Source organism: Pseudomonas sp. CFBP 13719, from assembly GCF_014842095.1.
In the GTDB taxonomy this organism is placed as follows: Bacteria; Pseudomonadota; Gammaproteobacteria; order Pseudomonadales; family Pseudomonadaceae; genus Aquipseudomonas.
Genome location: NZ_JACYVB010000005.1, coordinates 300,519 through 314,550 on the forward strand (window position 1 = coordinate 300,519; position 14,032 = coordinate 314,550).

The 14,032-nt window shown below is 64.9% G+C and carries 18 protein-coding genes; 7 read left to right on the top strand and 11 right to left on the bottom strand.

The genetic code is table 11. The features are described 5' to 3' along the window. Positions 1-22 precede the first annotated feature (22 nt). The 8 genes from IFT57_RS17815 to nrdR all read right to left on the bottom strand — a co-directional run bounded on the left by IFT57_RS17815 (position 23) and on the right by nrdR (position 6,079). Complete coding sequence (locus IFT57_RS17815) at positions 23-532, bottom strand: phosphatidylglycerophosphatase A family protein (RefSeq protein WP_049860803.1); 510 nt, start codon at positions 530-532, stop codon at positions 23-25. Beyond that, the gene (thiL, locus tag IFT57_RS17820; protein WP_192152235.1) at positions 529-1,494 is read right to left on the bottom strand and encodes a thiamine-phosphate kinase; all 966 of its coding nucleotides are present in this window, start codon (positions 1,492-1,494) and stop codon (positions 529-531) included. The genes IFT57_RS17815 and thiL overlap by 4 nt, the downstream gene beginning before the upstream one ends. Positions 1,495-1,511: 17 nt before the next feature. Next, positions 1,512-2,012 (bottom strand): transcription antitermination factor NusB, encoded by a 501-nt coding sequence (nusB, locus tag IFT57_RS17825; protein WP_122475600.1) that lies wholly within the window; start codon positions 2,010-2,012, stop codon positions 1,512-1,514. Continuing rightward, a complete protein-coding gene (gene ribH / locus IFT57_RS17830; protein WP_122475602.1) occupies positions 2,009-2,485 on the bottom strand; it encodes a 6,7-dimethyl-8-ribityllumazine synthase in 477 nt (158 codons plus the stop codon). The genes nusB and ribH overlap by 4 nt, the downstream gene beginning before the upstream one ends. Positions 2,486-2,617: 132 nt before the next feature. After that, positions 2,618-3,709: a bifunctional 3,4-dihydroxy-2-butanone-4-phosphate synthase/GTP cyclohydrolase II gene (gene ribBA / locus IFT57_RS17835; protein ID WP_192152212.1), complete on the bottom strand. Its 1,092-nt coding sequence runs from the start codon at positions 3,707-3,709 to the stop codon at positions 2,618-2,620. A 34-nt stretch (positions 3,710-3,743) separates the two neighbouring features. Continuing rightward, positions 3,744-4,406: a riboflavin synthase gene (locus tag IFT57_RS17840; RefSeq protein WP_122714984.1), complete on the bottom strand. Its 663-nt coding sequence runs from the start codon at positions 4,404-4,406 to the stop codon at positions 3,744-3,746. A 45-nt stretch (positions 4,407-4,451) separates the two neighbouring features. Next, a complete protein-coding gene (gene ribD / locus IFT57_RS17845; protein ID WP_192152213.1) occupies positions 4,452-5,609 on the bottom strand; it encodes a bifunctional diaminohydroxyphosphoribosylaminopyrimidine deaminase/5-amino-6-(5-phosphoribosylamino)uracil reductase RibD in 1,158 nt (385 codons plus the stop codon). 5 nt (positions 5,610-5,614) lie between these two features. Next, a complete protein-coding gene (nrdR, locus tag IFT57_RS17850; RefSeq protein ID WP_161804299.1) occupies positions 5,615-6,079 on the bottom strand; it encodes a transcriptional regulator NrdR in 465 nt (154 codons plus the stop codon). 107 nt (positions 6,080-6,186) lie between these two features. Between nrdR and IFT57_RS17855 the strand changes: the two genes are divergently transcribed. Both IFT57_RS17855 and trxA read left to right on the top strand, forming a co-directional pair. Continuing rightward, positions 6,187-6,642: a YbaY family lipoprotein gene (locus IFT57_RS17855; protein ID WP_192152214.1), complete on the top strand. Its 456-nt coding sequence runs from the start codon at positions 6,187-6,189 to the stop codon at positions 6,640-6,642. A gap of 100 nt (positions 6,643-6,742) precedes the next feature. Next, the gene (trxA, locus tag IFT57_RS17860) at positions 6,743-7,615 is read left to right on the top strand and encodes a thioredoxin (protein WP_192152215.1); all 873 of its coding nucleotides are present in this window, start codon (positions 6,743-6,745) and stop codon (positions 7,613-7,615) included. Between the two features lie 44 nt (positions 7,616-7,659). On the opposite strand, the gene IFT57_RS17865 is transcribed toward trxA, so the two are convergent. After that, entirely contained in the window at positions 7,660-8,016 is a 357-nt protein-coding gene (locus IFT57_RS17865; RefSeq protein ID WP_192152216.1) for a hypothetical protein, read from the bottom strand. A gap of 181 nt (positions 8,017-8,197) precedes the next feature. Here IFT57_RS17865 and IFT57_RS17870 point away from each other — a divergent pair, with 181 nt between their 5' ends. The 5 genes from IFT57_RS17870 (at position 8,198) to IFT57_RS17890 (ending at position 12,087) form a co-directional block, all read left to right on the top strand. Beyond that, a complete protein-coding gene (locus tag IFT57_RS17870) occupies positions 8,198-8,779 on the top strand; it encodes a DUF2796 domain-containing protein (protein WP_192152217.1) in 582 nt (193 codons plus the stop codon). A gap of 3 nt (positions 8,780-8,782) precedes the next feature. Next, on the top strand, positions 8,783-9,502 hold the full coding sequence (locus IFT57_RS17875; RefSeq protein WP_192152218.1) for an ABC transporter ATP-binding protein: 720 nt from the start codon (positions 8,783-8,785) through the stop codon (positions 9,500-9,502). Further along, positions 9,502-10,767, top strand: a complete 1,266-nt coding sequence (locus IFT57_RS17880) for an ABC transporter permease (protein ID WP_122714979.1) — start codon at positions 9,502-9,504, stop codon at positions 10,765-10,767. Before IFT57_RS17875 ends, IFT57_RS17880 begins: the two co-directional genes overlap by 1 nt. Before the next feature lie 11 nt (positions 10,768-10,778). Beyond that, positions 10,779-11,294: a DUF3299 domain-containing protein gene (locus tag IFT57_RS17885; protein ID WP_192152219.1), complete on the top strand. Its 516-nt coding sequence runs from the start codon at positions 10,779-10,781 to the stop codon at positions 11,292-11,294. Between the two features lie 94 nt (positions 11,295-11,388). Then, on the top strand, positions 11,389-12,087 hold the full coding sequence (locus IFT57_RS17890; RefSeq protein WP_122795492.1) for an OmpW/AlkL family protein: 699 nt from the start codon (positions 11,389-11,391) through the stop codon (positions 12,085-12,087). Positions 12,088-12,151: 64 nt separating this feature from the next. On the opposite strand, the gene IFT57_RS17895 is transcribed toward IFT57_RS17890, so the two are convergent. Next, positions 12,152-13,081: an NAD-dependent epimerase/dehydratase family protein gene (locus IFT57_RS17895; RefSeq protein ID WP_192152220.1), complete on the bottom strand. Its 930-nt coding sequence runs from the start codon at positions 13,079-13,081 to the stop codon at positions 12,152-12,154. Then, positions 13,074-13,958: a sugar nucleotide-binding protein gene (locus IFT57_RS17900; RefSeq protein WP_122714975.1), complete on the bottom strand. Its 885-nt coding sequence runs from the start codon at positions 13,956-13,958 to the stop codon at positions 13,074-13,076. The genes IFT57_RS17895 and IFT57_RS17900 overlap by 8 nt, the downstream gene beginning before the upstream one ends. Between the last annotated feature and the right edge of the window lie 74 nt (positions 13,959-14,032).

Sequence of the window (14,032 nt, forward strand, 5' to 3'; positions counted from 1 at the left end):
AGCCGACCTGCACAGGGCCGATTCACACGAAGCTCCAGCCCCACACCAGCAGCTGCATGGCGAGCCAGGCGAAGACCCCGGCCAGCACATCGTCGAACATGATACCCACACCGCCATGAACGTGGCGATCTATCCAGCGAATCGGCCATGGCTTGAGAATGTCGAAGAAGCGAAACACCAGAAAACCCACCAGCAGCCAGACCCAACCTTCGGGCACCAGCCACAGGGTGATCCACATGCCGACCATCTCGTCCCAGACGATGCCTTCGTGGTCATGCACGCGCAGGTCGTCGGCGACCTTGCCGCACAGCCAGATGCCGAACAGCATGCTCACACCCAGCATCAGCCAGTAGCCCCAGTCCGGCAACATCTGCCACAGCGGAATGAACGGCACGGCGACCATGGATCCCCAGGTGCCCGGCGCCTTGGGCAAGGTTCCGGAGCCAAAACCGAAGGCCAGGAAATGCCATGGATTACGCCACACCGAAGGGGGCACGAACTCCGCTGGAACCTGGTTGGGATGGTCTGTCACGGTGTCTCCGCAAAATGTTGGTAGCCCCGAACAGTCGGGGTGATGTCCTGGCCGTGACGGTCGACCAGCGTGACGCCTTCGCCAACACTGACTTGGCCGATGACGAAAAACACCGCGCCCTGAGCGCGCAGGGTGATTTCTTCTTCAGGAGGCAGGGTGAAGGCCAGTACATAGTCGTCCCCCCCGCTCAGCGCCGCTGACCAGGCCTGTTCCAGGCCGAGCAACGACTGCAGGGCATTGGACACCGGCAGTCGCTCGCGTTCCACCCGCAAGGCGACTTTCGACGCCCTGGCAATGTGGCCGCAGTCGGCCAATAGGCCGTCGGAGATATCCAGCGCCGCGCTGGCCCTGCCCCGCAAGGCCTGGCCCAGCGCGAATTGCGGCGGCGGTGACCAGTAGTGAGCCAGCAAGGGCCCGGCCACCGCAGGCTCGGCATGTCGCTGGCCAAGCACCAGCGGCAGCGCGCCCGCAGCGTCGCCCAGCCTGCCGCCGACGCACAGCAGATCACCCGGCCGGGCACCGCTACGCGTCAGCGCCAAGCCTTGGGGCAGACGGCCGAACACGGTCAGGGTCAGGCTCAAAGGGCCGCGTGTGGTGTCACCCCCGACCAGGCGCAGGCCGCAGCGCTCGGCCATGGCATCCAGGCCGGTGGCGAACCCTTGCAGCCACTGCGCCGAAAAGCTGGGCAGGGTCAGCGCCAAGGTGAAACCCAGGGGGCTGGCACCCATGGCGGCCAGATCGCTGGCCGCGACAGCCAGGGCGCGCTGACCCAGCAGGACAGGATCTGCACCTTGGGGAAAATGTACGCCAGCCACCAGCGTGTCGGTGGAAACCGCCATCTGCTCGCCCGGCGCCAACGCCAGCAGGGCGCAATCGTCGCCGATGCCCAAGGCCACACCGTCGCCGGCGCGCGCACAGGACGCGGCGGCGAAATAGTGTCGGATCAGCTCGAATTCGCCCATGGGCTGCATGTCGGAGATCAGCGCTTGTGCGCTGCCACTTCCGGGCCACGCAGGCTCGGCGCCAGCTTGTCGAGCACGCCGTTGACGAACTTGTGGCCGTCGGTGGAACCGAATACTTTGGCCAGCTCGATGCCTTCGTTGATCACCACGCGGTAAGGCACGTCGACCCGCTTGAGTAGTTCCCAGGTGGACAAGCGCAGCACGGCCAACTCGACCGGATCGAGCTCGTCGATGGTGATGTCCAGGCACGGCGCAAGGGCGCTGTCGATTTCATCGCGGCTGGCCGGCACACCGTGCAGGATTTCGCGGAAATAGGCGCCGTCGACGTCACCGAAATCGTTGTCGACGCGGAACTGCGCCTCGATCTCGTTCAGCGAGTGCTTAGCCATGTGCCATTGGTACAGAGCCTGGGTCGCCAACTGACGCGCTTCGCGGCGCTTGGCGCTGCGTGAAGGCTTGCCGGCGTCCGCAGGCTTGGGATCGCGTGGATTGAAGCGATCGCTTTCGTCGTTGATCACTTGGCCTCCAACTGCGCCAGCAGGCTGACCATTTCCAGGGCAGAAAGCGCAGCTTCCGCACCCTTGTTGCCAGCCTTGGTGCCGGAGCGCTCGATGGCCTGCTCGATGGTATCCACGGTCAGCACGCCGAAGGCGACCGGCACGCCGAACTCCATCGACACCTGGGACAGACCCTTGGTGCATTCGCCGGCAACGTATTCGAAGTGCGGCGTGCCGCCCCGAATGACCGCGCCCAGCGCGATGATCGCGGCGTATTCGCTTTGCTGCGCAACCTTCTGCGCGACCAGCGGAATCTCGAACGCACCCGGGGCGCGAATCAGGGTGATGTCGCTTTCGCTGACGCCGTGGCGAACCAGGGCATCGACGGCGCCGCTCACCAGGCTTTCGACGACGAAGCTGTTGAAGCGGCCAACCACCAGGGCGTAGCGGCCTTTGGGGGCGATGAAGTTACCTTCGATGGTCTTCAGGGTCATTCGGGTCTGTCTCATCTTAAAGAGCCAGGCCGCCTGCAGGCGGCCTCTGCGGATAATGGATCACGAACATCGAGACTGCAGGTCACGGGCAGGCCGGTGCATCGGCACCGCCGCAACCCTTGCAGCCGGTCTTTATTCGGAGGGCACGTATTCTACAACTTCCAGATCGAATCCGGATATCGCATTGAACTTCATCGGCGAACTGAGCAGGCGCATCTTGCGCACGCCCAGGTCGCGCAGGATCTGCGAACCGGCGCCGACGATGCTGTAGGTGGTCGGCGTTTTCACCGCGGTCTGCCCGGCACTTTCACGCAGATGCGCCAGCAGCACGTCGCCGTCCTGCTGGTGACCGAGCAACAGCACCACGCCGCTGCCGGCCTCGGCAACCGCGCTCATCGCCGCGCGCAGGCTCCAGCGGCCCGGTTGCTTGACCATCAGCAGGTCGCGCAGCGGGTCCATGTTATGCACCCGTACCAGAGTCGGCTGGTCGGGCACCACTGTGCCCAGGGTCAGCGCCATGTGCACGTCGCCTTCCACCGAATCGCGATAGGTCACCAGGTTGAACTGGCCCAGTTCGCTGTCCAGCGGCTGCTCGGCAATCCGCTGAACGGTACGTTCATGGATCATCCGATAGTGGATCAGATCGGCAATGGTGCCGATCTTGATGTCATGCTGGGCTGCGAACACCTCCAGCTCGGCACGGCGCGACATGGTGCCGTCGTCGTTCATCACCTCGCAGATCACCCCGCTAGGCTCGAAGCCGGCCATGCGCGCCAGGTCGCACGCAGCCTCGGTGTGGCCCGCGCGGGCCAGCGTGCCGCCCGCTTGGGCCATCAACGGGAAGATGTGCCCGGGGCTGACGATGTCCTCGGCGCGCGCATCGGCCGCAGCCGCGGCCTGCACCGTGCGGGCGCGGTCGGCGGCGGAGATGCCGGTGGTCACGCCGGTGGCCGCTTCGATGGACACGGTGAACTTGGTACCGAAGCCCGACCCGTTGCGCGGCGCCATCAGCGGCAGCTTGAGGGTCTCGCAGCGCTCGCGGGTCATCGGCATGCAGATCAGGCCACGCGCGTGGCGGGCCATGAAGTTGATGTGCTCGGCCTTGCAGCATTCGGCGGCCATGATCAGGTCGCCTTCGTTCTCGCGGTCTTCGTCATCCATCAGGATGACCATCTTGCCCTGGCGGATATCTTCCACCAGCTCTTCGATCGTGTTGAGCGCCACGCGGCACCCCCTTGTGTTCAGAACAGCACGCTGCTCAGGATTTCAGGTAGCCGTTGGCCGCCAGGAAGCTTTCGCTGATCGCGCCGTGGCTCGATTCGCTGGCCTTGTCGCCCAGCAGCAGACGCTCCAGATAGCGCGCCAGCAGATCGACCTCGAGGTTGACCAGGCGACCGGGACGGTAGTCGTCCATGATGGTTTCGCTCAGCGTGTGCGGGATGATCGTCAGTGCGAACTCGGCGCCATCCACGGCGTTCACCGTCAGGCTGGTGCCGTCGACGGTGATCGAGCCCTTGTGGGCGATGTACTTGGCGAGCTCCTTCGGCGCGCGGATACGGAATTCCACGGCACGGGCGTTTTCCTGGCGTGAAACCACCTCGCCAACGCCATCGACATGGCCGCTGACTAGGTGCCCACCCAGACGCGTGGTGGGCGTCAGGGCCTTTTCCAGGTTGACCCGGCTGCCGTTCTTGAGCTGGTGGAAGGCGGTGCAGTCCAGGGTTTCGCGGCTGACGTCGGCGACGAAGCCGCTGCCCGGCAGCTCGACGGCCGTGAGGCACACGCCATTGATGGCAATGCTGTCGCCGAGCTTGACGTCGCTCAGGTCGAGCTTGCCGGTGTCGACGTGTACGCGCACGTCACCGCCCTTGGGGGTCAACGCACGGATGCTGCCGATGGATTCGATGATGCCGGTGAACATGAGTCCTCCTCGAGAACAAGGCTGGCGCCAGGCGCAAGCCGGAAATTATACGCGCTTTGCCAGGGCCGTAGCGGGCTGTGGCGCAGGGGTCGGGACGGCGATCACGCGCCAGTCGTCGCCCACTGCCGTCATGTCGGTGATCTGCAACTGCGGCGACTCGCTCATGTGCGCCAGTGGCCAGTCGAGCAACGGCCGCGCCGTGGAGCCCATGAACTTGGCGGCAATGAATATCTGGTACTCGTCCACCAGGCCTTGACGGGCGAAGGCCCCTGCCAGGCTCGCTCCGGCTTCCACCAGAACTTCGTTGAGGCCTCGGCGCGCCAGCTCGCCGCACAGAGCCGGCAGATCGACCCGCCCCTCCCTGCCCGGCAAGCTCAGCAGCTCGTGACCGGCCTGAACGTATTCGGGGTGATCCGTCGGGTCTGCGCAGGTGACGACCAGCGCAGGGCCGGCCTGAAAGAACGGTGCATCCAGCGGCACCCGCAGGCGGCCGTCGACCAGAATGCGCAACGGCACGCGGCGAGTCGCCAGCTCGGTAGCCTCGGCATCCAGCCCCAGCTCGGCGGCGCGTACGGTCATCCGTGCGCCATCGGCAATCACGCTGTCGGCGCCGGTCAATACGGCGCTGGATTGCGCCCGCAGGCGCTGCACCGCCGAACGCGCGGCAGCCCCGGTGATCCACTGGCTCTCGCCGCTTGCCATGGCCGTGCGCCCATCCAGGCTCATGGCCAGTTTCACCCGAACGTAGGGCTGGCCGTGCTCCATGCGTTTGAGAAATCCGGGGTTCAGCGCCCGGGCCTCGGCGGCGAGCAGCGGACAGGTGACGGCAATACCTGCTTGCCGCAGGCGCTCCAGACCCTGCCCGGCCACCTGCGGATTAGGGTCCTGCATGGCCACCACCACCCGCGCCACGCCGGCTTCGACTAACGCCTCGGCACATGGCGGCGTACGCCCGTAGTGGCTGCACGGTTCGAGCGTTACATAGGCCGTGGCGCCTTGCGCGCGGGTGCCGGCCTGGCGCAGTGCATGCACCTCGGCATGGGGGCCGCCGGCCTGCACGTGCCAACCTTCGCCGACCGTTTCACCGTCACGCACGATCACGCAACCCACGCGCGGATTGGGATGAGTGGAATACACGCCCTTGCGCGCCAACTCCAAGGCACGGGCCATGTGCCGGGCATCGCTGGCCGTCGGGTCGGGCATGCTCATCATTCCTTGGCCGGCTCGCGCGCCAGGCGGTCGATTTCTTCGCGAAACTCGTCCAGGTCCTGGAAGCGTCGGTACACCGAAGCGAAACGAATGTAGGCCACTTCATCGAGCTTTTGCAGCTCGGTCATGACCCACTCGCCGACAACCAGCGACTTGACCTCGCGTTCGCCCGTGGCGCGCAACTGATGCTTGATGTGCACCAGTGCCGCTTCGAGGCGTTCGACACTGACAGGGCGCTTTTCCAGCGCTCGCTGCATGCCCGCGCGCAGTTTTTCTTCGTCGAAAGGCTGGCGGCTGCCGTCTTGCTTGATCAGTCGCGGGAGCACCAGTTCGGCGGTTTCGAAGGTGGTGAAACGCTCACCGCAAGCCAGGCACTCACGGCGCCGGCGTACTTGCTCGCCCTCGGCGACCAATCGTGAGTCGATGACCTTGGTGTCGTTGGCACCGCAGAAGGGACAGTGCATGGTGGCAGGCAACAAAAAAAGGGAGGGCCATGGTAGCGCATCCCACTGGCAAGACAAGCCCGGGGCTTTGCGGTATACAGACGGTTCTACTTTCGTTGGGTTTCGAAATGCCGTCCAAGTCGCTCGTTCTGCTCGCTCTCTTCAGCCTGCTCGCTGCCTGCAGCAGTGATGCGCCCAAGCCGGTGGCCACGGTCGCCCCGCCCGCAGCGGCACCTGTCATCAAGGCGCCCGTGGAACTTGGGCCATTGCCCGCCTACCAGCGCCAGCTCAGCGGCAACCTGATCGGCGTACCCGCCGGCGCCGAAGTCGAGATGGCACTGTTGGTGATCGATTCCCGCGGTCGCCCGCAGAAACTGCTGGCCAGCGCCAAGCAGCGGGGCACCGGCCAACCCCTGCCCTTCCAGTTGCGCTTTGCCGCCGAAGCCTTCCCGGCCGGTTCGCGGGTCGAGCTGCGCGCCCGCGCCAGCCAGTCGGGGCAGTTGATCCTGCACCTGCCTGCCGTGCAGATCAACCAGCCCACCACCCAGCTGCTCGGCAACCTGGAAATGATCAAGGCCCCCTGACCCGGCCTGCCAACGCCCACCACCGGGCCAAACGAGCGGCGGTGGTGGGCCTGAGTCGAATCCCTTATAGTCCACCGAAACGCTGATCCTCGAGATTCACATGAGTCAAGAAACCCCGTACATCATCGACGTTACTACGGCCAACTTCGACCAGGCCGTCATCGACGAATCCTTTACCCGGCCCGTGCTGGTGGATTTCTGGGCCGAATGGTGCGCCCCCTGCAAAGTGCTCATGCCTTTGCTGCAACAGATTGCCGAGGGCTACGCAGGCGAGCTGGTTCTGGCCAAGGTCGACTGCGACGCCGAACCCGACATCGTCGGCCGCTTCGGCATTCGCAGCCTGCCCACCGTGGTGTTGTTCAAGGATGGTCAGCCGGTGGATGGCTTCGCTGGCGCACAACCTGAGTCGGCCATCCGCGCTTTGCTCGAACCGCATGTGCAGATGCCACCGCCGGCGGCGGCCGATCCACTGGAACTGGCACAGGCCCTGTTCAGCGAGAGCCGCTTCGGCGAAGCCGAGCAGACCTTGAAGGGGCTGCTGGCCGAAGACAATGCCAACCCAGGCGCGTTGATCCTGTTCGCTCGCTGCCTGGCCGAACGCGGCGAGCTGGACGAAGCGCAACAGGTGCTCGATGCCGTCGGTGGTGACGAGCACAAGGCTGCGCTGGCCGGTGCCAAGGCGCAGCTGACATTCCTGCGTCAGGCCAAGGCCCTGCCCGATGCAGCCGACCTCAAGGCGCGCCTGGCCCGCGACCCTGGCGACGACGAAGCGGCGTACCAGCTGTGCGTCCAGCAGCTGTCGCGCCAGCATTACGAAGCAGCGCTCGACGGCCTGCTACAGCTGTTCACGCGCAATCGCAGTTACAGCGAAGGGCTGCCGCACAAGACGTTGCTGCAGGTGTTCGAACTGCTCGGCAACGATCACCCGCTGGTGACCAGCTACCGCCGCAAGCTGTTCGCCGCCCTGTACTGACGGACTCCGGCAGGCCACGGCGCAAGCCGTGGCCTGCGGCACAGCTAGCCGACCCAGCAATACACCGGTGCATCCGCCCCGGCTTCCACCTTGACCTGCGGGCAGTGGCGCAAACGCACCAGCATCCGCTTGCCAGCCGCCACGTCCCCCACCAGTCCCTGAACCTGATCCAGCAATGCCGGGCCCTCTATCCTTCCTGCCTGTTCCAGCAGCAACAGCACGCTGCGCCATGCGCCGTCGTCTTCGGCCCTGGCCTTGCTCTGCGCAGGCGGCGTTGCCGCCGTTGTCGCGCTTTGGGATGCTGTTGCGAAGGGGCCGGTCAGGTGCGCCCAGTCCTGAGCGTCCATTTCTATGGCCAGGTCTACCGGCAGGTTGCCTACTGTGCCCTTGATTCTGATCATGCGGATGCCCTTTCATAACGAGGCATTGTTGTAGCAGCGCCCCACTGGTGAAGCAATCGCGTCTTTGACTTCACAACACCTGCGCGCATTGCTGAAGCGAACATGAATCTTTACGGACGCATGGTAACCGGCTGTAAATTTGTTATAACATTGCGTTTTACCCAGACCACGAGATTCCCCAATGCGCCGTCTCATGCTTGCCCTACCCTTTGCCCTGCTACCCTTCGCGGTTCATGCCCACGAAGAAGGCCATGAACATGAGCACGGCAGCCTCGGCGCCCACGAACATGGCGTGGCCCGCCTGGACGCCGCACTGGATGGTCAGTCACTTGAACTGGAGCTGCAAAGCCCGGCCATGAACCTGGTGGGCTTCGAGCATGCTGCCAGCAGCGATGCCGAGAAGGCCAAGGTCGCCGCGGCACGCAAGACTTTGGAGCAACCGCTGGTGCTGTTCGGCCTGCCCGCCGCAGCCAACTGCACGGTCACCGAGCAGAAGCTGGAAAGCCCGTTGTTCGGCGGCAAGGCTGACCACGAACACGACGCCGCAGACGCCAAGCAAGGTGACGAGCATCACCACGAGCACAGCGAGATTCATGCGCACTACCACTTCACCTGCGCGTCGCCAAAGGCCCTGGAACACCTGGACCTGGCGCGCTTGTTCAGCACCTTCCCCGCCACCCAGAAAATTCAGGTACAACTGATCGGCCCGTCCGGCCAGCAGGGTACGGACCTCACCCCCAAGCAAAGCAGCCTGAAATTCTGACCCATGAGCGATGCATTGATCGAGCTGGCCGAACTGGGCTTCGCCTGGCCTGGCCAAGCAACGTTGCTGGACATCCCCGCGTTCCGCCTGGAGCGTGGGGAAAGCCTGTTCCTGAAGGGCCCCAGCGGCAGTGGCAAGACCACCCTGCTCGGCCTGCTCGGCGGCGTGCACACGCCGCAGCGCGGCAGCGTTCACCTGCTCGGGCAAAACCTGAGCGAGTTGAGCTTCGCCGCCCGTGACCGGTTTCGCGTCGAGCACACCGGCTACATCTTCCAGCAGTTCAATCTGCTGCCGTTCCTGTCGGTGCGCGCGAACGTGGAGCTGCCCTGCCGCTTCTCTCGCCGCCGCACCGCGCGTGCCGAGCAGCGCCATGGCAGTGTCGCCCAGGCTGCCACGCAACTGCTGGCACACCTTGGCCTGACCGATCCGGCGCTGCTCCAACGCCGTGCCGACACCCTCTCCATCGGTCAGCAGCAACGCGTGGCAGCTGCCCGCGCGCTGATCGGCCAACCCGAACTGGTGATCGCCGACGAGCCGACCTCGGCGCTGGACAGCGACGCCCGTGAAGCTTTCATCCAACTGCTGTTCGCCGAATGTCGCGCCGCCGGCTCGAGCCTGCTGTTCGTCAGCCACGATCAAAGCCTGGCACCCTTGTTCGACCGCCACCTGTCCCTGGCCGAGCTCAACCACGCAGCACGCCCTGCCTCACCCGAGGTGCCCTGATGTACCTGCTTCGTCTTGCCCTGGCCAGCCTGGCCAACCGCCGTTTCACCGCATTCCTGACCGCATTCGCCATCGCCCTTTCGGTGTGCCTGCTGCTGGCCGTGGAGCGCGTGCGCCACGAAGCCCGTGCCAGCTTCGCCAGCACGGTCAGCGGTACCGACCTGATCGTCGGCGCGCGCTCCGGCTCGGTCAACCTGCTGCTTTACTCAGTGTTCCGCATCGGCAACGCCACCAACAACATCCGCTGGGACAGTTTCGAGCATTACGCCAACAACCCGCAGGTCAAATGGGCCATTCCTATCTCGCTGGGTGACTCGCACCGCGGCTACCGGGTCATGGGCACCAACCAGAGCTATTTCGAACACTATCAGTACGGCCGCCGGCAGTCGCTGCAGGTGGTCCAGGGTCGAGCCTTCCAGACCGATCCCTTCGAGGTGGTGCTTGGCGCGCAGGTAGCCGATGCCCTGCACTACAAGTTGGGCGACAAACTGGTACTGGCCCACGGCGTGGCAGCGATCAGCCTGGTCAAGCACGACGACAAGCCGTTCACCGTCGTCGGCATCCTCGCCCGCACCGGTACGCCGGTCGATCGCACGCTGCACATCAGCCTGGGCGGCATGGAAGCCATCCATGTCGACTGGAAGAATGGCGTTCCGGCCCGCGGCGCCGGACGCATCAGCGCCGACCAGGCACGCAACATGGATCTCACACCCAGCGCTATCACTGCGTTCATGGTCGGCCTGAACAGCAAGATCGCCACCTTCGCCCTGCAGCGCGACATCAATGACTTTCGCGGCGAACCGTTGATGGCGATCCTGCCGGGCGTGGCCCTGCAGGAGCTGTGGAGCCTGATGGGCACCGCAGAACAGGCGTTGTTCGTGATCTCCGTATTCGTCGTCCTGACCGGCCTGATCGGCATGCTCACGGCCATCGTCACCAGCCTCAACGAACGCCGCCGCGAGATGGCCATCCTGCGCTCGGTCGGCGCCCGCCCCTGGCACATCGCCGGCCTGCTGATTCTCGAAGCCTTCGCCCTGGCACTGGTCGGAATCCTCGCGGGCATGGCATTGTTGTACCTGGGCATTGCCTGCGCGCAGGGCTACGTGCAGTCCAACTACGGGCTGTTCCTGCCGCTGAGCCTGCCCAGCGCATATGAATGGTCGCTGCTGGGGATCATTCTCGCGGCTGCGGTGGTCATGGGCGCAATCCCGGCCTGGCGCGCCTACCGGCAATCCCTGGCCGACGGCCTGTCGATCCACCTGTGAGGATTTCACCTATGTTGCGCGCGGTAATGGCCCTGTTGCTGCTGACCAGCGTGTCGCTGTCCGCAGCCGAGCTCAAGGAAATCAGCTGGGAGGCGCTGATCCCGCCAGATGCGCCCAGGCTGGCCCCGCAGATGACGCCCATGCACGACCTGGCGCAAATGGGCACCGCGCTGGACGAAGCCGGCCCTGCAGCCCACCAGCAAGCGCCCGATGCGCCAGTCGTGCAAGCCCTGGACGGTCAGCGACTGCGCATCCCCGGCTACATCGTACCGCTGGAAGTCAACGAAGCCGGCCGGACCACCGAGTTTCTCCTGGTGCCCTATTTCGGCGCCTGCATCCATGTACCGCCGCCGCCGTCCAATCAGATCGTGCACGTCACCAGCGCTGTCGGGGTCAAGGTCGAAGAGCTCTACCAGCCCTACTGGATCGAGGGCCCCATGCAGGTCAAGGCCAGCACCAGCGACCTGGCGCAGGCCGGTTACCAGATGGCCGCGGCAAAAATCTACGCCTACGAGCTGCCGGACTGAGTCATTGGACTTTCATTGAGCCAGATCAAAAAACCGCAGCGCCGCACTGACTACCATTGGGCGAATGTCCTTCGCATTCCACAATGGAGCCCCCATGAACAAGTCCTTGCTCGGCGCCTCACTGATTGCCCTGGCGCTGGCAACCACGCAGGCCCAGGCACACCAGGCCGGCGATATGATCATTCGCGCCGGCGCCGCGACCACCGCACCCAATGAAGACAGTGGCCAGCTCAAACTGGACGGCGTCAAGGTCGCAGGCACCAAGGCCACCCTCGACAGCGACACGCAGCTGGGCCTGGCCTTCGCCTACATGCTCACCGACCACGTCGGCATCGAGCTGCTGGCGGCCACGCCGTTCCAGCACACCGTGGGCGTGCGCGGGGTCAGTGCCGCCACCGGTATCGGCGGGCTCGATGGCAAACTGGCGGACGTCAAGCAACTGCCTCCCACCCTGTCATTGCAGTACTACCCATTGGCGCCCACGTCGCGCTTCCAGCCGTACGCCGGCGTCGGCATCAACTACACCCTGTTCTACGACGAAGAGCTGAGTGGCGCGCGCAAGCAACAGGGCTTCAACAACCTCAAGATCCAGGACTCGGTGGGCATTGCCGGGCAATTGGGTTTCGACTACATGTTGGGCGAGCACATGATGCTCAACGCGTCGGTCTGGTACGTCGACATCGACACCAAGGCCAGCGTCGACGGCCCCACGGCGCTGGGCGTCGGCCGCACCAAGGTCGACCTGGAAGTCGATCCGTGGGTGTATATGGTGGGTGTGGGCTACAAGTTCTAGGCAACGATCCTGCCGCCAGCCCTGCCCCATCGGTGCGGGGCCTGGCTGGCGACAGTGGAGCGGCCTACAGTGCCAGGAGGCGCCGCAACCCTTCTTCCAGCGGCGTCACAGGGCCCAGCTCGAAGCGTTCCAGCAGCAAGGCGTTGTCGGCGCGCGAGTGGCGGATATCACCCGCACGCGCTGGGCCGTGGCTCACCGCCGGCAAGCCGCCGAGCACCGCGCCCAGCCCGGCCAATAACTGATTCAGCGAAGTTGCCTGGTTCAGCCCGACGTTCACCGGCCCCGGTTGCACGGTGGCCTGCTGCAACCCCTGCATCAGCAAGGTCACCAGGTCACCGACATAGAAGAAGTCGCGAGTCTGTTCGCCATCGCCGAACAGGCTGATCGGCTGCCCACGCTGGGCGCGCTCGCTGAAAATACTGATGACGCCCGAATACGGCGAGGAAGGATCCTGCCTCGGCCCGTAGATATTGAAGAAGCGAAACACCACCGGCTCCAGCCCATGTTCGCGCCGGTAGAAGTCCAGATAGTGCTCACTGGCCAGCTTGTCCGATGCATAGGGCGTCAAGGGTGCCTTGGGCGTGCTCTCGCCGACCGCTTCACCTTCGCCATTGTTGCCATACACCGCGGCGCTGGAAGCGAACAGCACACGCTTGACCCCCGCCAGACGCATTGCTTCGCACAGGTTCAAGGTGCCAATGAAGTTGCTTTGATGAGTCTTCACCGGATCGTCGACCGAAGCCTGCACCGAAGCGACCGCGGCCAGGTGCACCACCGCCTTGCAGCCGCTTACCACCCTTGCCAACAGGGCTGCGTCGGCGACGTCGCCTTCGATCAGCTCCAGCCTGGCGTTTTCCATCGGCAGGTTGCTGCGCTTGCCTGTGGACAAGTCATCGAGCACCCGCACCGAGTGACCTTCGGCCAGCAAGGCATCGACCAGGTGCGAGCCAATGAAACCGGCACCGCCGGTGATCAGAATGGGTGTATCAGCCATGTCGGTAGTATCTGTCCAGAAGGCTCGGCAGCCCCGAACGCCAGGCGCGCGGTTTGATACCGAAGGTGTGCAGGATTTTCTTGCAGGCCAACACGGCGTGCTGCGGTTCTTCCCCGGCATCGGGCCGCGCGGCGTGGGCCTGCGCAGTGGGCGCATCGATCGCCAGCGCATGCATCGTCTTGGCTTCGCTGATGATCGCCTGGCCAAGGGCCAGGGCCGTGGTCGCCTCGTTGCCGGCGTAATGGTAGGTGCCCCACAGCGGGGCTTCGCAGTCCAGCTGCTTGAGCACCGAGAGGATCACCCGCGCGGCGTCGTCCACCGGCGTCGGATTGCCGCGTCGATCATCGGCCAGAGGCAACGGTTGCGGCAGCTCGGCACGCTGCAGATAGCGACCCAGTACGCCATCGGCGCTGTCGTCCAGTAGCCAGCCGAAACGCAACAGCACGTGCCGCGGGCACGCCGCGCGCACGCTCTGCTCGATGCGCCACAACGCCTGGCCTCGAAGCCCGAGGGGAACCGGCTCGTCCTTTTCGCTGTAGGCAGTGGCCCGCGAGCCATCGAACACACGATAGCTGGACGGCTGCAACAGCACGATCTGGTGCTGCTGGCAGCGTTCGGCCAAACGCTCCACCGCGATTTCTTGTTGGTCCAGGCGCGCTTGGCTCACTGCATCGGCCTGAAACCAGTCGAAGTAGTACGCCAGGTTGATCAGCGCATCGGGGCGGGTTTCATCGAGCAGGTCGGTAAGGCTCGCCCCATCCCAACCGTTTTCCGGCGGACGCGGGGCCAGGAAGCCGATGCCCTCTTCCGCTCCGAGGCGAATCAGCGCTTGTCCTAGGGCATTCCCACCGCCCAACAGCATAAGGCGCATTCGCATAGAGTCAGCAGGTCCGTTCAAATTGGCAGTTCAGATTAACCGCAGGCGCGTGGTCGACGACAAAACCTTCGCCC